We start from the raw sequence: 23,442 nt of genomic DNA, 5'->3' as shown, positions 1-23,442 counted from the left end.
GGGAGTTTCGTTCTCCCGTCGATACCGGCCAACTCCGCGTGCCGTTCGGCGAGGGGTTGACGTTCCACGAGTGAAAATGCAAGCCTAATTCGACGGTCGTGCCGACCCGTGTACCCACAATTCTTTGTGTGATCCCGATACGCATCCCGAATTCTCCGAGGGGCCGTGTGAGCACCATCAGCGGAGCAAGTCGTGACCAGCGTGAAGCGGCGGTCGACGGATTTTCTTCCGGTGGCCCGGACATTTCCCTGACCGAGCTTTTCAGGGCGGTGGCCCGCAAGTACCCGAGCCGGGTGGCGGTGACCGCCGAAGACGGCGAATTCACCTATCAGGAAATCGACGCGAGATCCGAGGTGATCGCCGGAGAACTCGTCGCGGCCGGGGTCACACCGGGCCATCGCGTCGGATTGTGCGTCGCCCGCGAATCCGGAATGGTGGCGGGGCTGCTCGCCGTCCTCAAGTGCGGTGCGGCCTATGTGCCCATGGACGCCGATCACCCGGCCGAGCGCCTGCGGTGGACCCTGCGCGACAGCGGCGCGGCCGCCGTGGTGACCTCGTCGGACCTCGCCGCGTCGGTCGCCGGCTCCGAGGTGCGGACCGTCCGGCTGGACCGGCTGCCGGCGGACGGGCCGCCCCGTGCCGAGATTTCACCCCCGAGAGGGACGGACCCGGCCTACGTCATCTACACCTCGGGCTCCACCGGCGAGCCCAAGGGCGTCCCGATCGCCCACCGGCAGGTCGTGCGCCTCTTCTCGGAGACCCGCGACTGGTTCGGGTTCGGCCCCGACGACGTGTGGACCGTCTTCCACTCGGCCGCGTTCGACTTCTCCGTGTGGGAGATGTGGGGGGCGCTGCTGCACGGCGGGCGGCTGGTCGTCGTACCGCGCGACGTGGCCCGTTCCCCGGCGGCCTTCCACGAGCTGCTGTGCTCGGAGCGCGTCACGGTCCTCAACCAGACTCCGTCCTCCTTCCGGCGCCTGGCCGCGGCCGACGCGCGGGCCACGCGGTCGCCGGACCACCTGCGTACCGTCGTGCTCGGCGGCGAACGGCTCGACCCCACCACGCTGCGCGACTGGATCGCCCGGCACGGCGACGAGCGGCCCCGGCTGGTCAACATGTACGGCATCACCGAGGCCACCGTGCACGCCTCCTACCGGCGCGTGCTGCGCGCGGACCTCGACGCGGGAGGGCCGAGCCCCATCGGGGTCCCGCTGCCGGACCTCACGTTCCACGTACGGGGCCCGGACGGCGAACCGGTGCCCGACGGGCAGCCGGGGGAGCTGTACATCGAGGGTCCGGGCGTGGCGAGCGGGTACCTGGGCAGGACCGAACTGACGCGGGAACGTTTCTCCTCGGATGGTGCCGCACACCGCGTCCTGCGCACCGGGGACCGGGTGGTCCGCCTCGGCGACGGCCAGTACGGCTACCTGGGGCGCACCGACGACCAGATCAAGATCCGGGGCTTCCGGGTGGAGCCGGGCGAGGTCGAGGCCCTGCTGACCGGGCACCCCTCGGTGGCGTCCGCCGCCGTCCTGCCCCGGGACTACGGGGAGGACGACGTCCGGCTGATCGCCTACGTCGTCCCGGCCGGAACGGCCGCCAACGGCGCGTACGAAAAACTCGTCGGCGAACTGCGCGACCTCGCCGGCACCCTCCCCGCCCACCTGCGCCCCTCCGCCTACGAGCGGCTGGACGCCCTGCCGCTCACCCCCCACGGCAAGACCGACCGCGCGGCACTGCTGGCCCTCGCCGGCAACGGCCACCGGCCCACCGGCCGGGCGGGCCTCCCGGCGGACGGCCCGGCAGCCCCGCACGCCACCACCCAGGAGCGCATCACCGCGATCTGGCGCACCGTCCTCGACACCGAGGACGTCGCCCCCGACGCCGACTTCTTCGACCTCGGCGGCACCTCGCTGACCCTGCTGCGCATGTTCGAGCAGGTCAACACGGCCTTCGGAACGGACCTGGACATCACGGTCCTGATCGAGGGAGCGACCGTGGGCAGCCTCGCCTCCCACGTGGACGCCGCCACGGCGCCGGACGCCACCCGCCCACGGACCGAGGAGCACGAATGACGTCGCAGGCCGAGGACTTCGCGCTCGACGCGCAAGAGCTGGCGGACTTCCACGCACGCGGCTACGCCGGTCCTTTCACGCTCTACGAACCGGACGAGATCAAGGACATCTGGCGGCGCGAGCGGCTGCGGCTGCTCGACCGCAGCGCCGCCGTCTACCAGGACGAGGCCGCGGTGTCCGGCACCACCAACATCGCCAACTACGACCGCCACCTGGACTCTGACTTCCTGGCCGGCCACATCACCAGGCCGGAGATCGTCAACCGGGTGAGCCGCATCCTCGGCCCCGACGTGCTGTGCTGGCGCACCGAGTTCTTCCCGAAGTACCCGGGCGACGAGGGAACCGACTGGCACCAGGCCGACACCTTCGCCAACGCCTCCGGCAGCCCGCAGATCCAGTGGCCGGGCGGCTCCGACTTCGGCGGCACGATCACCGTCTGGTGCGCCTTCACCGAGGCCAGCGCGGACATGGGATGCCTGCAGTTCATCCCCGGGACCCACCGCACCATGTTCTACGACGAGACCAAGCGCATGCACTACACCCCGGACAAGGTCAACTCCGTCGAGAAGGACGGCGTCCGCCGCGGGTTCTTCGGCTACGACTACCGCGAGCTCCAGATCGACGAGAACTGGACGCCCGACGAGTCCAAGGCCGTGAGCATGGAGATGCGGGCCGGCCAGTTCATCGTCTTCTGGTCCACGATGATGCACGCCTCCCACCCGCACAGCGGGCGCAGCCGCGACATGCGGATGGGCTTCGCCGCCCGCTACGTCCCCACCTCCGTGCAGATCTACCCGGGCACGGACGTCATCGAGGAGTACGGCGGCCGGGTGAGCCTGGAGCGCTACGGCGCGGTCCTGGTCCACGGCGAGAACACCTACGACCACAACCGCATCGCGACGCACACCACGCGCGGCCGCCCCTTCCGCCCGGAAGCCTGAGGACGTGCCGGGCCACCGAGGGCCCGCGTCGAGGGGAAGGGAACCGGACCAGAGATGACGGACACCACGCCCGGCGCGGCACCGGCGCGGCCGGGCGAGATCACCGGTACCACCCCGGTGCACCGGCTCGCGGCAGCCCTGACCGACCTGGAACCGCTGCTGGGGGCGGTCACCGAACCTCTACGCGTGGCACCGCCCCCGGGCCTGGCCCCCGGTGCCCGCAGCGCGTTCCTGGCAACCGTCGACGCGCTCACCGCCGAGCTGGGCGTCCCCCGGCTCACCCCGGCCGCCCCCGACGACGAACTCTGGTCCGTCGAACTGGCCGTCAGCGCGCACCTCTCCCGCGCCCTGGAGACGGCGTCACCGGTGGCGGCTTTCGGCGCGGACCCCGAGGCGGCGGACCCCGAGGCGGCGGGCCGCGCGGTGGCCGTGGCGCGGGCGGGCCCGCCGGGCCGCCCGGTCGCGCTGCGCTCCCACGACGGCGCACCCCTGCGGGGCTACCAAGCCGGGGCGCCTGACCTGCCGGCCGTCGTGGTGGTGCCCGCCGTCGGCATGCCCGTCGGCCTGGCCGCCCCCTGGCTGCGGGCGCTGGCCGGCGTACGGCACGTGGTGACCTGGGAGAGCCGCGGCATGTTCGCGGGCGCGGACGCCCCGGGGCTGCCTCCCATGAACCGCTACGACCTCGCGGCGCAGGCGGCCGACGTCGTGGCCGTACTCGACGGCTTCGGCATCGAAGAAGCCCACGTCATGGGCCTGTGCGGCGGCGCGGCCATCGCGCTTGCGGCCGCGGCAGCCTCGCCGCGCGTCGCCTCCCTCAGCCTGTGGCACGGCGACTACGAACTGGGCGGCGACGCCGCGAAGACACCCCACCAACGCGATGTGCAGAACCTGCTGGCGATGGCGGGCCGCAGCCCACGCAACGCCCTGGGCCTGCACCGCATGATGCGCAGACCGCAGGCGCTGGACGCCCTGCGCGCCGACATCGCCCACCACCTCCTCCATCCCTACGCCTCGGCGGCGCTGATGCACCGCTACGGGCAGCTCAACGGCGAGATCATGACCACGGACTGCCGGCCGCTCCTCGAAGAGGTACGGCAGCCCACGCTCGTCGTCTCCAGCGACCAGGACACGACCGCACACCCCGAGGGGTCCGTACACGTCGCGCGGCACCTGTCCTGCTCCACGCTGCGGATGATGCCGCACGGCAACCACCTGACCGCGTTCGACGCGGCGCCCGCGCTCGTACGCGTCCTGACGGACTTCACCCGGGCACCCGCGACGCCCACGCGACACGCAAGGGAGGGCGCATGACCGGCCCGGCCGACACCGGCACGACCGCTCTGGCGGAGGCACTGCGGACCCACCCCGCCGTCCTGGACGCCGTCGTCCTCGACGCCCCCGAACCGACCGCCTTCCTCGTGCCCGACCCGGACGCCGCCGCACTCCTGCACCGGTCCGTGCGTGCCGGGGCCGGCGGTGAAGGGGACCGTACCGACTGGCACGAACCGGCGGACGACCTGCGCGTCGCCGGAGTCAACCGCACCGAGACCGACTTCCTGTACCGGGAGATCTTCCTCGACAACGCCTACCTCCGGCACGGCATCACCGTGCCGGAACGGGCGACCGTGGTGGACGTGGGGGCCAACATCGGCATGTTCACCCTGCGCGCCGGTCTGGTGAGCCCAGGGGCCCGGATCATCGCCGTGGAACCCGTCGCCGAACTCGCCGCGGCCGTCGCCCGCAACGCCGAGCTGTACGGACTCGACGTCACCGTGGTCAAGAGCGCCCTCGGCAGCGCGGCGGGGGAGACCGACTTCACCTACTATCCGGGCAACAGCGTCATGTCGGGGCGGTACGCGCGGCCCGACGAGGACATCGACGTCCTGCGGCGCTACCTCGTCACCGGCGACGGCGGCCACGAACCGCAGCTGGCCAGGCTCGCCGCCGACCGGCTGGCCGCGCAGCCCCGCCGCTGCGCCGTCAGTACGCTCACCCGGCTGGCGGCCGAGCAGCGGGTGGACCGGATCGACCTTTTGAAGATCGACGTGGAGAAGGCCGAGGCCGACGTCCTGGCCGGCATCGACGACGCGTTGTGGGACCGCATCGACCGCATCGCCATGGAAGTGCACGACATCGACGGGCGGCTCTTCGAGGTCGTCCGCCTGCTGGAAGCGCGGGGATTCGAGGTCTTCCACGACCAGGACCCCCGGCTCGTGCTGACGCCCTGCCACAACGTCTACGCCCGTGCGCCGCGCGCCCGTGCCGGGCATCCGCCGCCCGCGTCGTCCTTCGGGCCCGGCGGCCCCACCCTGCGGGTCCTGGAACGGGAGCTCCGGGACCTCCTCGCCCGGAGCGCACCGGGTCTCGCCGCTCCCGGCCGTTTCGTCGTCGTACCGGAGCTCGCCGCGGCCCGGCGCGCCACCGGCGCGCGGGACACCGGCGCGCCCCGGCCCGCGGACGGCCCGGGAGCCACCGTGCTGGCCGAGGCATGGGCGGAGGTCTTCGGCGCCGGCACCGCCCGCCCGGACGCCAATTTCTACGCTCTCGGCGGCAATTCCCTCACCGCGGTCCGCCTGCTGACACTGCTGGAAGACCGGCTGGGAGCGGACGTACTGGAACCCGACCTGCTCTTCACCGCCGAATCCTTCGCGGAACTCGCCGCGGCCCTCGACGCCGGTCTCCGGGCGGCGGGCGCCACGGACGGTACGGCGTCCGCCAGCCGGTCAGGGGCCTCGTGACACTGTCGCCGGGCCCGCTCTTCCAGCGGCCCCTGCCACGGCCGCGTGCTGCCCTGCGGCTCGTCTGCGTACCGCACGCGGGCGCCGGAGCCTCGCTGTTCAGGAGCTGGGCCGAGCTCCTGCCGCCGGACGTCGAACTCGTCGCCGTCCAACTGCCGGGCCGGGAGAACCGCGTACGGGAGCGTCCCTTCACCTCCGGGACGGGCCTGGTGGACGCGGTGAGCGGCGCCCTGGCCGGGGAAGTGCGGCCGCCGTACGCCCTGTTCGGGCACAGCCTGGGCGGCATGCTCGCCTACGAACTGGCAACGGCGTCGCAGTCCGGCGTTCACCCCGGCGGCCGGCCCGCACCGCACCCGCCCGAGCGCCTGGTCCTCGCGGGCTGCCGCGCTCCTGACGTACCACCACCGCACACCGGTGACCGCGGCCCGTCCGCCGACGACGTCGCCACCGAACTCGCCGACCTGGCGGGCACACCGCCCGAGGTGCTGCGCAACCGCGTACTGCTCAAGATGCTGGAGCCGATGCTGCGAGCCGACCTGGAGCTGGCCCGGACCTGGCCGTGGCGCCGGCCGCTCCCGCTCGCCGTGCCCCTCACGACTTTCGCCGCCGCCGACGACCCCATGGCGCCGCCCGAAGCGGTCGCCGGCTGGCAGCGGTACGCACCGCAGGGCTTGCGCGCACGCCGCATGCCAGGAGGGCATTTCACCCTCCACGAAGACGGCGGGACCTTCCTGGCGATGCTGTACGCGGAACTGACCGCGGCCCCCGCCATGGCGTCGTGCCCGCACCCCCGTACCTCCGGTGAGACCAAGGACGGCCGATGAGCACCCCCACCTCCCCGTACTTCACCGCCGAGCACGAAGCCTTCCGCCTGCACGTGCGCGCGGTGCTGGCAGCCGAGACCGAGGGCGCCGCCGACACCTGGGAGCGGGAGCGCCGCCTGCCGCGCCGGCTCTGGAAGAACCTCGGCGGCCACGACCTCCTCGGCCTCCTGCACACACGCGAGGACGGCGGCACCGGCCGCGACCTGTTCACCTCGGTCGTCTTCCTGGAGGAGCTGGGCCGCACCGGGTACGGCGGGTTCCGCGCGGCCGTCGCGGTGCACGCCTACATGGCCACGCACTACCTGGCGGCCGTCGGCAGCCCGGCGCTGCGGGCCGCCTACCTGGCGCCCTCCGTACGGGGCGAGCGCGTCGCGGCGCTGGCCCTCACCGAACCCGGTGCGGGCTCCGACCTGTCCCGCATGGCCACCACCGCCGTACGGGACGGGGACGCCTACGTGGTGAACGGGACGAAGAGCATGGTCAGCAACGGCACCACCGCCGACTTCCACGTCGCCGCCGTGCGTACCACCCCCGCGGCCCACGACGGGCACCGCGGCCGTACCGGTCTCTCGCTCCTGGTCGTCGACGCGGGCGCTCCCGGCGTCACCGCGCAGCCTCAGCCCACCCTCGGCTGGCGCGCGGCCGACACGGCGAGAGTGACGTACGACCGGGTGCGCGTCCCCGCGGGCAACCTCGTCGGGCGGCAGGACAGCGGCTTCTACTACCTGATGCGCGGACTCCAGACCGAGCGGCTCGCAGCCGCCTGCCTCGCGCTGGGAGGCATGGACCGCTGCCTCGAACAGACTCTTCGCTTCGCGCGCGCACGACGGCTCTTCGACGGCCCGCTCGCAGGTCTGCAAGCGCTGCGGCACCGGCTCGCCGACCTGTCCACGGAGCTGGAGGCGGCCCGTAGCCTGGTCCACCACACCGCCTGGCGCCTCCAGCAAGGCGAACTCGCGGTCGCCGCCTGCGCGATGGCCAAGCTGCACACCACCGAACTGGCCTGCCGCCTGGCCGACACAAGCCTCCAGCTGCACGGCTCCGCCGGCTACGAGGAAGACTCCGAAGCCGCACGCACCTACCGCGACGCACGGGCCGCGACCATCGCCGCCGGCCCCAGCGAGGTCATGCGGGACCTCATCGCAGGGGAGCTGACGGGACCGGTCTGAGAGCCGGGGTCATGACACGGGCGCCGCCGTCAGGACTGCCGGTAGCCGGCCAGGAAGCGGCCGATCCTGCCGATCGCCGATTCCAGCTCGTCGGCGTACGGCAGGGTGAGGATGCGGAAGTGGTCGGGGGACGGCCAGTTGAAGCCGGTGCCCTGCACGACCTGGATCTTCTCGCGCAGCAGCAGGTCCAGGACGAACTGCTCGTCGTCGTGGATCTTGTGTACGGCGGGGTCGATGCGGGGGAACGCGTACAACGCGCCCTGCGGCTTGACGCACGAGACACCGGGGATCTCGTTGAGCTTCTGCCAGGCCCGGTCGCGCTGTTCGTGCAACCGGCCGCCGGGGGCGGTCAGCTCACCGATGGAGCCGGGGCTGCCGAGCGCGGCCTGAATGGCGTACTGCGCGGGCGCGTTGGGGCACAGGCGCATGGAGGCCAGCATGGTCAGCCCCTCAAGGTAGTTCCGCGCGTGCTGCCGCGGTCCGGTGACCACCAGCCAGCCCGAGCGGAACCCCGCCACCCGGTACGTCTTGGACAGGCCGCCGAAGGACAGCACGACCAGGTCGGGGGCGAGGGAGGCCGCGGGGTGGTGCACGGCATCGTCGTAGACGATCTGGTCGTAGATCTCGTCGGCGAAGACCATCAGCCCGTGGCGGCGGGCCAGGTCGAGCATCGCCTCGACGACCTCGCGCGGGTACACCGCGCCCGTCGGGTTGTTGGGATTGATGATCACGAGGGCCTTGGTGCGGTCGGTGATCTTCGCGGCCAGGTCGTCGAGGTCCGGGTACCAGCCGGCGGACTCGTCGCACAGGTAGTGCACGGCACGCCCGCCGGCCAGGGTGGTCACCGCCGTCCACAGGGGGAAGTCCGGGGCCGGTATGAGGATCTCGTCGCCGTCCTCCAGCAGCGCCTGGACGGCCATGGTGACCAGTTCGGAGACGCCGTTGCCCAGGAAGACGTCGTCGGGTTCGACGTCCGGGACGCCCATCGCCCGGCACCGTCCGGCGACCGCGCGCCGGGCGGAGAGGATGCCGCGCGAGTCGGTGTAGCCGTGGGCCTGCGGCAGCATCCGGATCATGTCCTGGACGATCTCCTCCGGCGCCTCGAACCCGAACAGCGCCGGGTTGCCGGTGTTCAGGCGCAGCACGCTGTGGCCCGCTTCCTCCAGGGCGTTGGCGTGCTCGATCACCGGCCCGCGGATCTCGTAACAGACCTCGCTCAGCTTGCTCGACTGCCGGAACTCCATGCGGTGGCCTCCCAGGGCTTCGTTGCTTACTTGGTTTTACCAAGTAGGAGCTTGGCAAGTCCAATGTTTTCTCTAGACTGCTGTCCATGCCCCGCCGCCGAAGCTATGACCACTACTGCGCCGCAGCCCGGGCCCTGGACGCCGTCGGCGACCGGTGGACCCTGCTGATCGTCCGGGAACTGCTCGCCGGACCCCGCCGCTACACCGACCTCCACGCCGACCTGCCCGGCATCAGCACCGACGTCCTCGCCTCCCGCCTCAAGGACATGGAGCGCGAGAACCTGGCCGAACGCCACCGCCTCCCCCCGCCCGCCGCCTCCTACGTCTACGAACTCACCCCGCGCGGACGGCAGCTCCGGCCCGTCCTGGCCGCACTCGCGGAATGGGGCGCGCCGGCGCTCGCGGAACGGCAGCCCACCGACGCCGTGCGTGCGCACTGGCACGCCCTCCCGCTGCTCGGGCCGCTGGCCGAAGCGGCGGGCGGCCTCGCCGGCGTCGTCGACGTGGTCCTGGAGACGGGAACGTTCCACCTGCGCACCGGCGGCGGTTTCCCGGTCTACGGCGACGGGCCGGCGGAGAAGGCCGATGCCCGGGTCGTACTACAGGCCGACGCCTGCGAAGCCCTCCTCGCCGGACGGCTCTCCTTCGCCGAGGGCGTGCGGTCCGGCCGCGTCAGGGTGGCGGGAGACGGCGAGCTGGCCGACCGCCTTCGCGCGGCGGGAGAGGCCCCGGCGTCCCGCCGATGCGAGCACGACGCCTGATGAGCGCGGAAACAGGCGCCCGGCCCGCGGAGGACGGCTGGCCGGACATACCGGGCGACACCGCGCTCACCATCAAGGTCCCCGAAGCCGACCCGCTGGTCAGGGCCGGATTTCCCGCCCACGTGACCGTGCTGTACCCGTTCGTGCACGAGAGCCGCATCGATGCCGCGGCCCACCGCGAACTGGCGGGCCTCTTCGCCGGGCACGACGCCTTCACCCTGGCCTTCGAGTCGTTCGGCCGCTACCCCGGCGTGCTCTACCTCGACCCGTGGCCCCACGACCCGGTCGTCGCGCTGACCAAGGACCTCACCCGGCGCTGGCCCGAGGCGGTGCCCTACCGCGGGATATTCGGCGCCGGGCTCGCCCCGCACCTGACGGTCGCGAACGGCGAGGGCCCCGCGACCCAGGAGGCCGCGTACGACAGGCTCCAGGCCGAACTGGCCCCCGCGCTGCCGCTGAGCTGTGCCGTCGACGCGGTCCACCTCATCACCTGGGACGGCCGGCGCTGGCAGGACCGGGAGGAATACCGTCTGGGCGCGCCGCGGCCGGCGGCGCCGCCGTACCGTGTCGTTTGACCTTGTCGTTGCGACAACGTTTCTACTGAAGCCATGCGCATCGGAGAGCTTGCCGACATCGTCGGCATCACCACCCGTGCCGTACGGCACTACCACCGCATCGGGCTGCTGCCCGAGCCGCCGCGGCAGCCCAACGGGTACCGCGAGTACTCACTGCGCGACGCAGTCGAGCTGGCCCGGGTCCGCCGGCTGACCGAGCTGGGCCTGAGCCTGGACGAGGTGCGGGACGTACTGGCGGACGACGAGGGCAAGGAGTTCGTCGAAATCCTCACCGAGCTGGACGCCGACCTGGCCCGCCAGGAGGAAGCCATCCGCCAGCGCCGCGCCAGTCTGGCCCGGCTCCTCGCGCAGGCCGGGGAGACCGGCCGGCTCCCGGCCGAGGCGCCCGTCTCGCCCGAACTGGCCGCCGTCTTCGAAGACATGGCCCGCGCCTCGGCGCGGGAGCCGGGGCCGGAGCCGGCGATGGCCGCCAAGGAGCGGCAGCTGCTCGCCCTGCTGGAGACCGGTTCGCCGGGCGCCGACCGCGGATGGATCGACGCCATGACGCGGAGCCTCAGGGCCGACCCGGCGGCCATGCGAAGCGCGTACGCGGTCTACGCCCAGCTGGACGAGCTGGCCGAGGCGGCGGAGGACGACCCGCGGGTGGAGCGGACCGCCCGCGCCATCGACGCGTGCGTCCCGGACGAGGCGCTGCGGATGCTGGCCATTCCGGACGACGCCGGCGCGGGGGAGGGGGACGGTTTCATCGACGCTTTCTTCGCCGACTTCGCCCCTGCCCAGGCCGCCGCCGTGCGCCGCGCCATCGGACTGCTCAAGGAGCGTGCTGGGTGAAGGCGCTGAATGTCCGCGCCCCCGGCAAACCCGCCGAGGCCCGCGCCTTCCGTTTCTACGCCGAGGACCCCGCGTCCACCGTCGCCGCCCTGAAGGCGTGTGCCATGTCCTCCGGCCAGTGACCGGAGCGGGCCGCCACCCGGGGGGACCCCGTCTTCTGGCGCGGCAGGAATGCCGGCGGGCCCGGGGGGTCGAACACCCCTGGTTCGGCGCGGAAGGTACGCCGGTACGTGTCCGGCGGCACGCCGACCGCACGGTTGAAATGGCGGCGCAGGGAGGCCGCCGTGCCCATTCCGGTACGCGCCGCGATGTGCTCGATGCTGTCGTTGGTCGTTTCCAGGAGTTCCCGGGCCTGCTGGATCCGCTGGGCGAGCAGCCATTGCAGCGGCGTCTTCCCGGTGACGGCCTTGAAGCGGCGGCTGAGGGTCCGGGTGCTCATGTTGACGCGCCGGGCCAGGTCCACGACGGTCAGCGGCTCGTCCAGGCGCGCCCTCGCCCAGGACAGCAGGTCCTCCAGGGCGGTGTCCGGCACGGAAGCGGGGAGCGGGGCGCTGAACTGCGCCTGGCCGCCGTCGCGGTGCGGCGGCGTGATCAGCCTGCGGGCCAGCGCGTTGGCCACGGCCGCCCCGTGGTCGAGCCGGACCAGGTACAGGCACAGGTCGATGCCGGCGGTCTTGCCGGCGCTGGTGATGATGTCGCCCTCGTCGATGTAGAGGATGCCGGGGTCCACCGTGACCCCCGGGAACTGCGCGGCGAGGAGGTCCGAGTAGAGCCAGTGGGTGGTGGCTCGGCGGCCGTCCAGGAGGCCGGCCGCCGCCAGCACGAAGGCGCCGGTACAGACGGACACGATGCGCGCACCGGCCTGGTGGGCGGCGCGCACCGCCTCGACGAGTGCGGCGGGCTGCTCCTCGATCACGTCGCGCGAACCCGGCACGATGACGGTGTGGGCCTGCGCCAAGTCGTCCAGGTCGCGGTAGCCGCCGGGCCGGGACCAGCCGCCTACGTGGGCGCTGGTGGATCCGCAGACCATGAAGTCGTACCAGGGGTCGGTGAGGTCGGTCCGATCGACGCCGAAGACTTCACACGGCGCTGCAATATCTATGATCGAGATGCCGTTATCGATCGCCAGTGCGATGGTAGTGGACACCTCAACAGCGTGACGCCTGGGGCGGATGGGGTCAACGCGGTTGTGTTCAACTGCCCTGCGATCGCGGCCTGGACAGCGGGTATGTGCGTTCAACTGCCATACGGTCATTGCCCGAAGAGGCGGGTGTGGAGTAGGCAGTGCCCATGACCGATCTTAGGCAGGCCGAGCCGGAAGTGCTGGACCAGGCGTTCTACACCAGCCTCGGCGCCGGCCGCTACGAGAGCAGTTCCGCCACCGCGGGACCGTGGAGCGCCAAGACCCAGCACGCAGGCCCGCCCTCGGCCCTCCTGGGCAGGGCGTTGGAGAGCCACGAGGCCAGGGAGGGCTTCCGGGTCGCGCGCGTCACCGTGGAACTGCCGCGCCCGGTGCCCGTCGGTGAACTGCACGTCCAGGTGCGCACCGTCCGCTCCGGCGGGCGCACGGAGCTGGTCGAGGGCGAACTGACCTCGGACGGCAGTACGGTGATGCTGGCACGGGCGTGGCGGATCGCCGCCGGACCGGCCGACACCCCGCGGCTGCGGCCGGAAACCGATCCGCCGCCCCTGCCCGCACCGCAGCCGCCGCACACCATGGCCGGCGCGCACCTGGACGGCTACATCGCCGCCATGGAATGGCGGTTCGAGCCGGGAAAGGGCTTCGACACGCCCGGGCCGGGAACGGCGTGGGCGCGTCAGCGCATCCCCTTGGTGGCGGGGGAGCCGGACACGCCGCTGACACGCGCGCTCACCCTGGCCGACAGCAACTGGGCGGTCGCCTTCGAGCTCGACCATTTCCGGCAGCTCGTCATCAACACCGACATCACGCTGGCACTGCACCGTGACCCGGTCGGCGAGTGGTTCTGCATCCGCTCGTCGACGGCCGCCAGCCCCGCCGGCTCGGGCCTGGCGCTCGGGCAGCTCGACGACGCGGCGGGCGACTGCGGCCGCATCCTGCAGACGCTGCTGGTCGCCGACCGCTGACGCGAGCCGGGCGGCCCGCGGGCCGCCGTGCCCGGCTTCTCAGCCCGCCAGGTCCACGGACCGGGCCGACCTCGCGCGGATCTCGCGGGCGATCTCGGTCACGACGTCCGAGGGGACGGCCTGGTCGACGGTCAGGACGACCAACGCCTCGCCCCCTGCCGTGTCCCGGGCCACCTGCATGCCCGCGATGTTGACGGCCGCGTCGCCGAGGACGCGGCCGACGGTGCCGATGACGCCCGGCAGGTCCGCGTAACGGAGGAACAGCATGTGGTCGGCGATGTCCACGTCGACCGCGTAGCCGTCCACGTCGGTGATTTTGGGGATGTTCCTCGGACCGGAGAGCGTGCCGGCGACCGAAACCGTCCCACCGTCGGGGAAGACCCCCCGTACGCTCACCAGTCCGCGGTTCTCCGGCGATTCCGAGCTGGTGGTGAAGCCGACCTTCACCCCGTGCTCCTCGGCGCGCAGCGGGGCATTCACCCATGTCACCGGCTGCTCGGCCACATTCTCGAAAACGCCTTTGAGAGCGGAGAGTTCGAGCGCCGTCACGTCATTCCTGACGATCTCTCCGGACACCTCGATGTCCAGACGGGCCGGCACCTCACCCGCGAGCGAGGTGAAGATACGCCCCAGCGTCTCGGCCAACGGCAGCGCGGGCCGCACCTCCTCGGCCAGGACGCCCCCTTGCACATTGACCGCATCGGGTACGAGATCGCCGGCCAGCGCCAGCCGCACCGACTTGGCCACCGCGACCCCGGCCTTCTCCTGCGCTTCGGTGGTCGACGCCCCGAGGTGCGGGGTGACCACCACGTTGTCGAACCGGAACAGCGGCGAATCGGTGCAGGGCTCCGTCGCGTAGACGTCCAGCGCGGCCCCCGCCACACGGCCCTCTTCGAGCGCCGCGGCGAGCGCTTCCTCGTCCACGATTCCCCCGCGTGCCGCGTTCACGATCCGCACGGAGGGCTTCACCTTGTGAAACGCCTCGTCGCCCAGCAGGCCGACGGTCTCCGGCGTTTTGGGAAGATGCACGGTGAGGAAATCGGCGACGGCGAGCAACTCGTCGAGGGGGAGCAGCCGGACGCCGAAATGCGCCGCCGAGGACGGCTGGACATAGGGGTCGTACGCGACGACCTTCATGCCGAAGGCGGCCATCCGATGCGCCACCAGCACCCCGATACGTCCCAGCCCCACAATGGCGAGCGTCTTCTCCGCCAGTTCCACGCCCGTGTACGCGCTGCGGTTCCACCGCCCGTCTTTGAGCGCGGAATCCGCCTGGGGAATGTGGCGGGCCACATTCAGCAACAGGCCGCAGGCCATTTCGGCGGCGGTGACGATGTTGGACGTAGGGGCGTTGACCACCAGGACCCCGGCCCTGGTGGCGGCGGGGACGTCCACGTTGTCCAGGCCGACGCCGGCCCGCGCGACGACCTTGAGCCTGCGCGCGGCCCCGATGACCTCGGCGTCGACGGTGGTGGCGCTGCGCACGAGGATCGCGTGGGCGTCCGCCGTGCAGGCGAGCAGCGCCGCGCGGTCCGTCCCGTCGCAGTGCCGGATGTCGAAGTCCGGCCCGAGGGCGTCGATGGTGGCGGGTGACAGCTCATCGGCGATCACCACGACAGGCTTGCTCATAGCTCCTCGATTCGTGGCAGGGCAGGGTTCACAGGCCGGGCCGGCGCCCCACGGCGTCCAGGTCCCACACTTCGGCGAGGACGCCGTCCGGCAGGGGCACCATCGCCCGCTGACCGTGGCCCTCGGCGGACGCGAGCAGGGCGACCGCCGCGGCCGCGCCGCCGGCCGGGTCCGGTTCGTCGGAGCCGATCAGCAGCAGGTTGCCGACGAGGGCGAGGGCGAGCGGCCCGGGGCGGTGCTGGTCCTCGTGGACCCGGGCCTCGGTTTCCAGGAGCTTCTCGTAGGCCGCGACGGTCTCGTCGAATGCCGTGCGGGGCACCTTCCGGCGGGCCACGAGCCGCGTACGCCCCGCCCGGTCGCCGCCGGTGGCCTCGGCGGGGGGCCGGGGCTCCTCGCCCGGCTGCGGGCGGTGCTCGACCAGCTCGGCGAGCGAGCCGTCCGGGTACCGGACCCGGGCCCGTGCGCCCGGGAGGATCCGCTCGGGCGGCTCGACGACCGTGCCGCCGGCGCGGCGCACGGTGTCCAGCTGCGCGGCGAGGGAAGGGACGATCAACGAGTAGGCGGTCTGCCGTTGGATCGGGGTGAAGGGCCGGACGCTCGCGATCAGCAGCAGGTTCCCGACAGCCGCCAGCTCCAGGCCGCCGAAGTCGGGAATCGGCATGCGCAGGTCGGCCGGTACGCCGAACAGCTGCTCGTAGAAGCCGATCCGCTCGTCGAGGTCGGCCGCGTGGATCAGCGAGCGGGCGAGCAGGCGCGGGCCGCTGCGTACGGAGGAATCGGGTGTGGTGCGGAACCACCGGTCGGGCAGGGCCGGGATCGTTTGCGGCGCGGTCATCGCTCGATGCCCTCCATCGTGTCGGGCGTGATGTCCCACCAGGGCCTCGCGGTGAGTCCCCAAGCGGCGAACTCCTCGTCGAGGTGGCGGTACAGGGACGCGGAATCACCGAAATGGTCGGGCATTCCGGTAGCGGTCACGGTCATGCGGTCTCCGGTTCGCAGCAGGCACAGAGAGGCCCGTAAGCGCGCCTTTTCGGGTATGACACCCGGGACGTTCATGGTGCGCAGGGCCACGCTGTCCGCGGTGCCGCGGGCGAAACGGACCACGCCGTCCGGGGCGGTTCCGAAATTGGAGGCGACGACGTCGGTCTGCTGCGCTCCTGGTGCTTTGAGCGCGCCCGCCCAGCGGGCCGGAAGCAGATGCCACAGCGGCTCCGGGACGAGCGTGCCGCTGTGCTCGCCGGTCCGCCGCAGGAGGTCTTTCGTCTCCTGCCGGGTCCGGCGCAGGTCGCCGTGGCGCACCGCGCCGCCGGGGACCGTCAGCGGCACGACGACAAGGGCGTTGGCGCGGCCGTCGCCGTCGCCGCGCCGCAGGCTCGTGGGGATGCCGACGTCGATGGCGGCCGGCCGGCCGTTGCGCACGTGGCGACGGACCAGGTTGGCGGCCATCTCCACGAACAGGCTGTTCACCGTGCCCCCGTGGGCGCGGGCCCGCTGCTCCCACGCGCCGGCGTCCAGATCGGCGATCGCCGAGGTGAAGAAGCGGGGCGCGGAGCCGGACGCGGCGGGCGGACCGGCTCCGCGCAGCGCCGTACGGAGCCGGGCGCGGTGCCGGGAGTCGGTCAGCAGGCCGGCGGCCCAGCCGGCGGATCCGGCCAGTGCCCGTGCCACCTGCCCGAGTGCCTCGCCGAGATCGCTCGCCGCCAGGGCCGCCGGCCACCCCTCAGGCGGCCGGTCGCCCGGCTCGCGCGACGCGATGGCGTGGAAGAGCCCGAGCCCGTCGCAGCGGAAGTGCGGCACCGTCAGCGATACGAGGTGGCCGTCGCGGTAGGGGGCGGCGGCCAGCCGCCACATCGACGCGGAGCCGACGGGCAGGGGCGCACGTACCTGGCTGTCGATCCAGTCCGGCACCTCGGCCCCGGTCAGCGGTCGCTGATCCGTGTGCAGGGGTTCCCCGTTGTGCGCGGCGACCCATTTGCGGCGGGCGCAGGGGACTGCCGCCGGGGCGGCCTGGCGGCTGAGCCGACCGCGGTTCAGGCGGCGCCATTCCCGCTCCAGCGCTGCGCGGGACACCGGGGCGGGAAACCTCCAGAGCACCTGCACGATCCGGGACGACCCGAGCGTCTCGCTCGCCGCGTGCAGCATTTCGTCCGTGGCGTTCAGCCGCCAGGCGGCCGTCGCGTTCATCCGGTGATCACCTCTCGAAGACAGCGGGCCGCGCGGCGGCCGATGGCCGGGGCGAGCTTGAACCCGCCCCCGTCCCACCCGGTCGCCGTGACCAGGCCACGGGGCTCCGGCCACGCGGTCACCGATCCGCCGCCCCCGGCGGCCTGGGCGTCGTAGGCGGTGACTCCGCCGACGCCGGGGGCCCACGCGAGCCGCGGGCAGCGGTGGCGTACCACCGAGCGGACGCGTTCTTCTTCCCGGTCCGGCACCCCCGCCCGTACGTGCTCGGGCACGTCGGTTTCCGCCGAGCGCACGCCGGCGAGCACGGTGGTGCCCCGGCCCCACCGGCGCAGCCACGCGCCCGTGGCCGAGTCGACGACCGTCGGCAGGTCCGCCGCGCCTGGCCCCGGGCCCGGATCGAACAAGCAGTAGCCGACCGCGCGGGTACGCAGCGGCAGGGCCACGCCCACCGTCGCGGCCAGGCGGCTGCTTCCCGCCCCGGCGGCGAGCAGGACCGCCCGGGCCCGTACGGTGCCGGCACCGGTCGCCACCCCGGTCACGCGGGTGCCGGTGGTGAGGACGGCCGTGGCGTCCGCCCTGAGCACCCGCAGGTGCGGTCCCGCGTCGCGCAGTACCGCCTGCGCCACCTCCTTGGCGGGCAGCCAGCCACCGCGGGGCTCGTACAGCCCGGTGAAGCCGTCCGGCACCGCCAGGCCGGGGAAGCGTGTGGCCGTCTCCTGGGCGGTGAGGGGCTGGACACAGTGGCCGGCCGCGCGCACGGCGTCGATGCGGGCGGCCATGGACGGTGTGGGGTCGCCGTCGACGAGCGTGAGGCTGCCGTGCTCGTGCACCTCCGGCCAGGAACCGCGCCAGCCGCCCCGGAGGTAGACCTCCAGCCCCTCGGCCGCCCAGGTGCCGTCTTCCCCCGAGAGGTCGAGGGCCCGGATGAGCCCGCCGGAGGCGCCCGTGGCGCCTCCGGCGATGCCGGCCCGGTCCACCAGGACCACGGAGCGGCCCTGAGCGGTGAGCCGCTCGGCGGTGATCAGTCCGACGATGCCGCCGCCGACGACGGCCACGTCCGCTGAGGCGACGGGGTCCGTCACCGCATCGATCCGACGACCAGCGGCTCGTCCGCGGTGAGCCTGGCGTGGTTCACCAGCGAGTTCGCGATGTCCGACGACCGGGCCGACAGCATGGCCAGGGCCCCGGCGTCACCCATGCCGTGGCTGGCCTCGCACAAGCCGTTGAGGTACACGCGCAGGGGCCGCCGGCTGTACTCCTGGGCGTTGAGCTCGATCGAGTAGTCCCGCGCCACGATCGGGATGCCTTCGTCGTCGAGCGGCAGCCGGTGTGCGATGCCTTCCAGCAGCGGGTGGTAGGGCTCGTCGTTCGGCCCGGTGCCGAAGTCGCGGAACCCGGTTCCCAGGATGACGACGTCGGCGTCGATCGTCTGCTCGTCGGCGTGGTTGATGTCGCGCACCACCAGCCGGTGGGCACCGCCGGGCGACCGCGTCAGCTGCCCCGTCTCGGTGAAGGGCAGCATACGCAGGCGGTCGGAGCCGGTGAGGTCGTACTCCCGCTGTATGCCCACGAGGCGGTCGATGACGTCCTGGTCGCAGGCCGCGTAGTTGATCGACCTGAGTTCCGTCCGCATCCGCCGCTTGGTCTCGCTGGGCAGCGGGTGGAAGTAGTCCACGAACTCCGGGAGGAACACCTGCCGGCTGTAGGGACTGGTGTCCTTGAGCCGGAAGCCGATGCCCCGGTGCAGGGACGTGACCTGCTCGACGTTGGGGCGGGCGAGCAGATCGAGGATGATCTCGATCGCGCTCTGGCTGGCCCCCACGACGGCGACGCGGATGCGCTTGTCGGCGAGCCGCTCGACGGACGACAGGTACTGCGTCGAATGGAAGACGGTGGGGCCCAGGGCCCCCTGGAAGGGGTACGGGATGCGGGGGGACCGCCCGGTGCCCAGGGACAGGCTCTCGCCGAGGTAGCGGCGGCCGGTCTCCGTCCGGACCTCGAACAGCTCACCGCCGTCGTCGCCGTCGACCAGCGAGATGGCGGCCGCCGACTGCCCGTAGTCCACCGAGCCGCGGAAGGACTCGGCGACCCAGGCGAGGTAGCCCGCGTACTCGCGCCGCAGGGGGAACTTGGCGTTGAGGTGGAGGTAGTCGGTCAACGCGCCTTGCTCGGCGAGGTAGTTGACGAAGGTGTAGCGGCTGTACTGGTTGCGCTGCATCACGAGGTCGCGGAACGGGTTGTTCTGGATGTCCGCGCCGGGCAGCAGCTGTTGTTCCTGCCACTGGAAGCCGTCGGACCGCTCGATGAAGCGCGCGGTGCCGAAATGGCCGAGTTCTTCAAGCGTGACCGCAAGGGAGAGGTTTGCCGGGCCAAAGCCCACTCCCAGTACGGGATATACCTGTGGTTTCGTCACGTTTCAGGGTCCTCTTGGAGGATGCGGGTACGCGGAGGGGGGAGTGGTGTGCGAGCGCCGTGCGGCGGGTGGTTCAGTGGCTCTGGAGCACGGAGTCCGTGATCCGGTTCTCGTCGTCCACGTGCACGACACGGGACTTGTGGTCGGCGAGCTCTTCCTCGGTCAGCTGCGCGTAGCTGATGATGATGACCTTGTCGCCGGTCTCGACCAGGCGCGCGGCGGCACCGTTGACCACGACCTCGTTGGCGCGGGGAGCGCCCAGGATGGTGTACGTCTCGAACCGGGCGCCGTTGTTGACGTTGACGACGGCGACGAGTTCGTGCAGGCCGATGCCGGCCGCGTCGAGCAGTTCGGGGGAGATGGTGATCGACCCGACGTAGTTCAGGTTGCTGTCGGTGACGGTGGCGCGGTGGATCTTCGAGTTCATGAAGGTGCGCAGCATGGCAAAGCTCCTTGACGAGGTGAGGTGAGGTGAAGCGGGGTGGGTCGGGGGAGAGTGTGGGGATTACCGGGCTGCGAGGCCCTGGAAGCGGCCCGCCGGGGGTGTCGTCGCCTCCTGGAGAAGCGGCGCCCGCCCTGCCGTGGAGGTGGCGCCGAACGCGGCGGACACCTGGTCGGAGAGGTCCGGCGTGACCGGCCAGGCGAGCGTGCGCAGGGACCAGAGGAACTGCAGGACGCCGGCGACGTCGCCCGGATCGTCGGCCCGGACCTGCTCGCTGCGGAGCGCCAGCACCTCAAGGTGCAGGGAGAGCGCTTCCGCCGCCTTGCGGATGCTGAACGTCTCCAGGGCGTACGCCTCTTCGAAGCGCTGCCGGGACGCCTGCAACGCAGCGGCCCACCAGGGCGACGGCGCCGCGTCGACACCGCGGCCGGAGAGAGCGGCGTTCAGGGCCCGCGTGACGGCCGCGACCGGCGCGTCGAACCGGTTGGCGATGGTGGCCTGGGCGATCGGCTCGCTGAACTCCGACTGCTGGAGCTCCGGGCTGGTGAGGGCGAGGACGAAGCGCGCCCGGTCCCGGCCGACGCTCTCAAGGTAGTCCTTCGCCCACCGGACATCGCCCTTGCTGGTGGAGAACTTCCGGCCCTCCAGCATGAAGTACTGGTTGGTGAGGGTACGGGTCTTCGGCAGCGACACCGGCAGCCCGTGCCGCTCGGCCAGCAGCGAGAGCGTCACGTAGACGAACGCGTTGTAGAACCCGTTGTCGATGCCGATGAACTGGACCAGCTCGTCACAGTCGCCCAGCCCCTGCTTGCGGGCCTGCCGGAGCCAGTAGAGGTGGCCGACGTAGATCTCCGGCCAGGCGTTGACGGCCTGCGGCGGGCCGTTGGGGTCGCCGTCCCAGTCGACGGCGATGCCCCAGCTGCTCGGGTAGGTGATCGGTATGTAGGGGAGCCGTTCGGCGGCCAGGGTGTCGGAGACGACCCGGTCCAGGTCGGGCCGCAGCCGCACGTCGGTCTTGTCGTACCACTCGGTGATCTCCGCGCGGTACCGCTCCAGGTCCAGCACCCAGATCCACGTCGAGCGGCGCGGCAGGGCCGAGGCGGTGTCGGCCAGCGGCAGCAGGGCGCCCGGCAGGTTGTAGCGGCCGCAGGCCTCGCAGACCCCGGCGCGGGCGTGCGCCAGGCAGATGGGGCAGCGTCCGGTGACGAAGGCCTCCGCCCGGTACTCGCCCGCCTCGGCGTCGTAGGGCAGTTCCACTTCCCGCCGGTCGAAGGCGCCGTGCCGCCAGAGGTGGGTGAAGAAGCCCTCGACGAACCGCGTGTACTCGGCGTCGGGCCGTTCGAAGAGGTCGACGTCGACGCCGGCCAGTTCCAGCGAGGCGGTGACGCTCTTGAGCGCGTGCTGGATCAGCTCCTCGGGTTCGGTGCCCAGGCGTGCGGCCGTGGTGACGACGTAGGTCTGGTTGTCGTCGGTGCTGGTCGCGAACGCCACGTCGTTGCCCAGGACCTTCTGGGAGCGGGCGCAGACGTCACTGGCGAGGACCGGGCCCGACAGGTGCCCGAGGTGCAGGTCCCCGTTGGGCGTCGGTGGCGAGAAGGTCACGTTGACGCGTCGTCGGCCGTGGCCGGCGCGTGGTGAGTCGGTCATGGGGGCCTTTCCTCACGCAGACGGCTGGAGCCAGTAGATGCTGACGAAGTCCAGCGGGGCGGAGTCGCTGGTGTTGGTCACGATGTGCCGGGTCCCGTGCGGGATGTAGATGACGTCACCGGTGACGACGGAGCGCTCCTCCTCGCCGATCCGGACGCGGCCCTCGCCGCTGGTGAAGATGAACGTCTCGTCGGTGTCGTGGCCGTGCGGGGTGCTCGACTCGGCCGGGCGGATCGAGCACAGCGTGCTGTTCCATGGCGGTACGACGACGCCGTCCCAGGGGTACAGCTGGCGGATGTCACAGCCGTTCTTGCGGATCAGGTCGTCGGTTGCCGCGGACTTCACGTACATGGGGTCCCCTCATTCGCTGGACTGTGCCGGCGCGGGCGTGCGCCGGCGAGTGGGTCGCTGTGGACGGCGGCCGCCGTGCCGCCGCGGTCATCCAAGGGCGAAGAGCCGCTTGATGGTCTCGGGCGCGAAGGACTCGGGCGGTACCTGGTCCGTGCCCTTGAAGGTGGCGAGCCGGGAGCCGGCCAGTACCGGATCGGTGTGCCAGGTCCTGGCGTACGCCTTGCGGCGGGCGGCGCCCTCCGGGGTGAAGGTCATGTTCATCGTGGTCCGTACGGAGCCGGAGACCCGTATGCGGCGCATCCGGGTCTCCCGCTCCCCGGCGTAGGACGCGAACGCCTCCGGGGACCAGCGGGAGTGGGAGCGCAGCGCGTCCCAGACCATGCGGGCGTCCCGCAGGGCGATCGACAGCCCCTGTCCGACGACCGGGTCGCTCCACCCCGCGGCGTCCCCCACCAGTACGGCGCCGGGAGCGACCGGGGTGTCGGCCCAGGCGTCGTTCATCGGGTAGAAGGCGCACGAGGCGGACGGTGTGGCCGAGGCGAACATCTCGCTGTTCGGTATGCAGCGGAGCTGGAACGCCTTGAGGAATTCCGCCTGCCGGTCGGGGCCGGAGAACCGGCCCTTCTGCGCGACGTCGTGCAGAAGGTACAGCCGGGCCCGTGCGCCGTCCCGGGGGAACACGAAGTACAGCAGGTCGCCCTCGGTGCCGATCGAGGTGACGTTGACCGGCCAGTCGTGCAGGTCCTCGACCAGCATCCCGCCTCCGAGGGAGTTCGGCGGCGTCTGCCGGAGTCCGATGCCCAGTTGCCGGCGGACCGTTGACATACGGCCGTCGGCGCCGACGACTATCCGGCAGGAAACCTCGTATTCGACGTCGTTGTATTCGTATCGGACATTGGGGTTGGGTCCGCCGGTCACGGTGACCTCGCCCACGCCGCGGATCACTTTGGCGCCGGACTGTTCGGCTGCGGTGGCGAGCGCTTCACAAGCCTCGGGGTGCCCCACGTCCAGCACTCCGGGAATTCCTGGGAGCATCTCGTCCAGGTGCAGGGCATTTGCTTGTGCGGTTTCCGGAGTGACCGTTTCGTCAAATCCGACAAAGCGGTTCACATACGTGCCGCCGGCTTCCAGGAGAACCTTCTCCAGCCCCAGTTGTAGCAGCTCGACAACGCCCCAGCAATTGATTACTTCGCCTCGGACCTTGTCCCGGTAGACCGTCTGCCGTTCGAGGAGGAGGACGTCGTAGCCATCGCCGGCCAGGGCTGTGGCCAGGGCGGATCCGGCGATTCCACCGCCGACCACTACGGCGTCGATTGTTTCGGCTTTCGCCATGGAACCCTCCCGGGAGAACTGGGTGAGACGCAGGCAGTCGGACTGTTTGGAGAGGTGTCCGCGTCGGGTGCAGAACTCATCTTGGGCAATCGGGGGAGCCCGGACGAGGCGCGTAAGGGACACGCGCCGCCAAATTTCGGTCAGGGGTGACCGGCTGGGACGGTGATGACTGTGGGTGGG

21 protein-coding genes are annotated in these 23,442 nt (G+C 72.0%); 10 read left to right on the top strand and 11 right to left on the bottom strand.

Annotated features, from left to right (window positions below; translation table 11 throughout):
• Positions 1–167: 167 nt before the first annotated feature.
• From ACH4OW_RS16965 to ACH4OW_RS16940, 6 genes are read left to right on the top strand one after another with little or no spacing between them, the layout of a single operon-like run.
• Positions 168–2,075 carry an amino acid adenylation domain-containing protein gene (locus tag ACH4OW_RS16965; protein WP_398028463.1) on the top strand — a complete coding sequence of 636 codons (1,908 nt, stop codon included), beginning with the start codon at positions 168–170 and terminating at the stop codon, positions 2,073–2,075.
• Positions 2,072–3,016, top strand: coding sequence for a chlorinating enzyme (locus ACH4OW_RS16960; protein ID WP_360139117.1), 945 nt, complete (start codon positions 2,072–2,074; stop codon positions 3,014–3,016). The genes ACH4OW_RS16965 and ACH4OW_RS16960 overlap by 4 nt, the downstream gene beginning before the upstream one ends.
• Before the next feature lie 54 nt (positions 3,017–3,070).
• Positions 3,071–4,327: an alpha/beta fold hydrolase gene (locus ACH4OW_RS16955; protein ID WP_398028460.1), complete on the top strand. Its 1,257-nt coding sequence runs from the start codon at positions 3,071–3,073 to the stop codon at positions 4,325–4,327.
• A complete protein-coding gene (locus ACH4OW_RS16950) occupies positions 4,324–5,754 on the top strand; it encodes an FkbM family methyltransferase (RefSeq protein ID WP_398028458.1) in 1,431 nt (476 codons plus the stop codon). The genes ACH4OW_RS16955 and ACH4OW_RS16950 overlap by 4 nt, the downstream gene beginning before the upstream one ends.
• Positions 5,751–6,578, top strand: coding sequence for a thioesterase II family protein (locus tag ACH4OW_RS16945; protein ID WP_398028456.1), 828 nt, complete (start codon positions 5,751–5,753; stop codon positions 6,576–6,578). Before ACH4OW_RS16950 ends, ACH4OW_RS16945 begins: the two co-directional genes overlap by 4 nt.
• Complete coding sequence (locus tag ACH4OW_RS16940; protein ID WP_398028454.1) at positions 6,575–7,747, top strand: acyl-CoA dehydrogenase family protein; 1,173 nt, start codon at positions 6,575–6,577, stop codon at positions 7,745–7,747. The genes ACH4OW_RS16945 and ACH4OW_RS16940 overlap by 4 nt, the downstream gene beginning before the upstream one ends.
• A gap of 29 nt (positions 7,748–7,776) precedes the next feature.
• On the opposite strand, the gene ACH4OW_RS16935 is transcribed toward ACH4OW_RS16940, so the two are convergent.
• Positions 7,777–8,991, bottom strand: a complete 1,215-nt coding sequence (locus tag ACH4OW_RS16935; protein WP_398028452.1) for a pyridoxal phosphate-dependent aminotransferase — start codon at positions 8,989–8,991, stop codon at positions 7,777–7,779.
• Between the two features lie 86 nt (positions 8,992–9,077).
• On the opposite strand from ACH4OW_RS16935, the gene ACH4OW_RS16930 reads away from it, so the two are divergent.
• The 3 genes from ACH4OW_RS16930 to ACH4OW_RS16920 are packed head-to-tail and all read left to right on the top strand — an operon-like array spanning position 9,078 to position 11,158.
• Positions 9,078–9,752, top strand: a complete 675-nt coding sequence (locus tag ACH4OW_RS16930; RefSeq protein WP_398028450.1) for a winged helix-turn-helix transcriptional regulator — start codon at positions 9,078–9,080, stop codon at positions 9,750–9,752.
• Complete coding sequence (locus ACH4OW_RS16925; RefSeq protein ID WP_398028448.1) at positions 9,752–10,327, top strand: 2'-5' RNA ligase family protein; 576 nt, start codon at positions 9,752–9,754, stop codon at positions 10,325–10,327. Before ACH4OW_RS16930 ends, ACH4OW_RS16925 begins: the two co-directional genes overlap by 1 nt.
• A 33-nt stretch (positions 10,328–10,360) precedes the next feature.
• Positions 10,361–11,158 carry a MerR family transcriptional regulator gene (locus ACH4OW_RS16920; RefSeq protein WP_398028446.1) on the top strand — a complete coding sequence of 266 codons (798 nt, stop codon included), beginning with the start codon at positions 10,361–10,363 and terminating at the stop codon, positions 11,156–11,158.
• A 55-nt stretch (positions 11,159–11,213) separates the two neighbouring features.
• Here the strand turns inward: ACH4OW_RS16920 and ACH4OW_RS16915 are convergent, their stop codons facing one another.
• The gene (locus tag ACH4OW_RS16915) at positions 11,214–12,305 is read right to left on the bottom strand and encodes a helix-turn-helix domain-containing protein (RefSeq protein ID WP_360139144.1); all 1,092 of its coding nucleotides are present in this window, start codon (positions 12,303–12,305) and stop codon (positions 11,214–11,216) included.
• Between the two features lie 143 nt (positions 12,306–12,448).
• Between ACH4OW_RS16915 and ACH4OW_RS16910 the strand changes: the two genes are divergently transcribed.
• Positions 12,449–13,264, top strand: coding sequence for a thioesterase family protein (locus tag ACH4OW_RS16910; RefSeq protein WP_398028444.1), 816 nt, complete (start codon positions 12,449–12,451; stop codon positions 13,262–13,264).
• Between the two features lie 39 nt (positions 13,265–13,303).
• Here the strand turns inward: ACH4OW_RS16910 and serA are convergent, their stop codons facing one another.
• The 9 genes from serA to ACH4OW_RS16865 form a co-directional block, all read right to left on the bottom strand.
• Positions 13,304–14,893: a phosphoglycerate dehydrogenase gene (gene serA / locus ACH4OW_RS16905; RefSeq protein WP_398028442.1), complete on the bottom strand. Its 1,590-nt coding sequence runs from the start codon at positions 14,891–14,893 to the stop codon at positions 13,304–13,306.
• A gap of 28 nt (positions 14,894–14,921) precedes the next feature.
• Positions 14,922–15,728 (bottom strand): VOC family protein, encoded by an 807-nt coding sequence (locus ACH4OW_RS16900; RefSeq protein ID WP_398028440.1) that lies wholly within the window; start codon positions 15,726–15,728, stop codon positions 14,922–14,924.
• Positions 15,725–17,077 (bottom strand): hypothetical protein, encoded by a 1,353-nt coding sequence (locus ACH4OW_RS16895; protein WP_398028438.1) that lies wholly within the window; start codon positions 17,075–17,077, stop codon positions 15,725–15,727. Before ACH4OW_RS16895 ends, ACH4OW_RS16900 begins: the two co-directional genes overlap by 4 nt.
• The gene (locus tag ACH4OW_RS16890; protein ID WP_398028437.1) at positions 17,074–18,159 is read right to left on the bottom strand and encodes an NAD(P)/FAD-dependent oxidoreductase; all 1,086 of its coding nucleotides are present in this window, start codon (positions 18,157–18,159) and stop codon (positions 17,074–17,076) included. The genes ACH4OW_RS16895 and ACH4OW_RS16890 overlap by 4 nt, the downstream gene beginning before the upstream one ends.
• Positions 18,156–19,490 (bottom strand): SidA/IucD/PvdA family monooxygenase, encoded by a 1,335-nt coding sequence (locus ACH4OW_RS16885; RefSeq protein ID WP_398028435.1) that lies wholly within the window; start codon positions 19,488–19,490, stop codon positions 18,156–18,158. The genes ACH4OW_RS16890 and ACH4OW_RS16885 overlap by 4 nt, the downstream gene beginning before the upstream one ends.
• A 73-nt stretch (positions 19,491–19,563) precedes the next feature.
• The gene (gene panD / locus ACH4OW_RS16880) at positions 19,564–19,932 is read right to left on the bottom strand and encodes an aspartate 1-decarboxylase (protein WP_360137453.1); all 369 of its coding nucleotides are present in this window, start codon (positions 19,930–19,932) and stop codon (positions 19,564–19,566) included.
• Positions 19,933–19,995: 63 nt separating this feature from the next.
• Positions 19,996–21,579, bottom strand: coding sequence for a class I tRNA ligase family protein (locus tag ACH4OW_RS16875; RefSeq protein WP_398028433.1), 1,584 nt, complete (start codon positions 21,577–21,579; stop codon positions 19,996–19,998).
• A gap of 12 nt (positions 21,580–21,591) precedes the next feature.
• Positions 21,592–21,930: a cupin domain-containing protein gene (locus ACH4OW_RS16870; RefSeq protein WP_360137447.1), complete on the bottom strand. Its 339-nt coding sequence runs from the start codon at positions 21,928–21,930 to the stop codon at positions 21,592–21,594.
• Between the two features lie 87 nt (positions 21,931–22,017).
• Positions 22,018–23,262, bottom strand: a complete 1,245-nt coding sequence (locus ACH4OW_RS16865) for an FAD-dependent oxidoreductase (RefSeq protein WP_398028430.1) — start codon at positions 23,260–23,262, stop codon at positions 22,018–22,020.
• Positions 23,263–23,442 lie beyond the last annotated feature (180 nt).

This window comes from Streptomyces sp. NPDC017056, assembly GCF_044332485.1.
Classification (GTDB): domain Bacteria; phylum Actinomycetota; class Actinomycetes; order Streptomycetales; family Streptomycetaceae; genus Streptomyces.
This window is presented reverse-complemented; position numbering and strand designations above follow the sequence as displayed.

Excerpts from the sequence above, each read along its gene's own strand:
- ACH4OW_RS16910 (WP_398028444.1), top strand. The coding sequence starts at position 12,449 with ATGACCGATCTTAGGCAGGCCGAGCCGGAAGTGCTGGACCAGGCGTTC.
- ACH4OW_RS16865 (WP_398028430.1), bottom strand. The coding sequence starts at position 23,262 with ATGGCGAAAGCCGAAACAATCGACGCCGTAGTGGTCGGCGGTGGAATC.
- ACH4OW_RS16950 (WP_398028458.1), top strand. The coding sequence starts at position 4,324 with ATGACCGGCCCGGCCGACACCGGCACGACCGCTCTGGCGGAGGCACTG.
- ACH4OW_RS16960 (WP_360139117.1), top strand. The coding sequence starts at position 2,072 with ATGACGTCGCAGGCCGAGGACTTCGCGCTCGACGCGCAAGAGCTGGCG.
- serA (WP_398028442.1), bottom strand. The coding sequence starts at position 14,893 with ATGAGCAAGCCTGTCGTGGTGATCGCCGATGAGCTGTCACCCGCCACC.
- ACH4OW_RS16925 (WP_398028448.1), top strand. The coding sequence starts at position 9,752 with ATGAGCGCGGAAACAGGCGCCCGGCCCGCGGAGGACGGCTGGCCGGAC.
- ACH4OW_RS16900 (WP_398028440.1), bottom strand. The coding sequence starts at position 15,728 with ATGACCGCGCCGCAAACGATCCCGGCCCTGCCCGACCGGTGGTTCCGC.
- ACH4OW_RS16870 (WP_360137447.1), bottom strand. The coding sequence starts at position 21,930 with ATGTACGTGAAGTCCGCGGCAACCGACGACCTGATCCGCAAGAACGGC.
- ACH4OW_RS16920 (WP_398028446.1), top strand. The coding sequence starts at position 10,361 with ATGCGCATCGGAGAGCTTGCCGACATCGTCGGCATCACCACCCGTGCC.
- ACH4OW_RS16895 (WP_398028438.1), bottom strand. The coding sequence starts at position 17,077 with ATGAACGCGACGGCCGCCTGGCGGCTGAACGCCACGGACGAAATGCTG.
- ACH4OW_RS16955 (WP_398028460.1), top strand. The coding sequence starts at position 3,071 with ATGACGGACACCACGCCCGGCGCGGCACCGGCGCGGCCGGGCGAGATC.
- ACH4OW_RS16935 (WP_398028452.1), bottom strand. The coding sequence starts at position 8,991 with ATGGAGTTCCGGCAGTCGAGCAAGCTGAGCGAGGTCTGTTACGAGATC.
- ACH4OW_RS16940 (WP_398028454.1), top strand. The coding sequence starts at position 6,575 with ATGAGCACCCCCACCTCCCCGTACTTCACCGCCGAGCACGAAGCCTTC.
- ACH4OW_RS16930 (WP_398028450.1), top strand. The coding sequence starts at position 9,078 with ATGCCCCGCCGCCGAAGCTATGACCACTACTGCGCCGCAGCCCGGGCC.
- panD (WP_360137453.1), bottom strand. The coding sequence starts at position 19,932 with ATGCTGCGCACCTTCATGAACTCGAAGATCCACCGCGCCACCGTCACC.
- ACH4OW_RS16875 (WP_398028433.1), bottom strand. The coding sequence starts at position 21,579 with ATGACCGACTCACCACGCGCCGGCCACGGCCGACGACGCGTCAACGTG.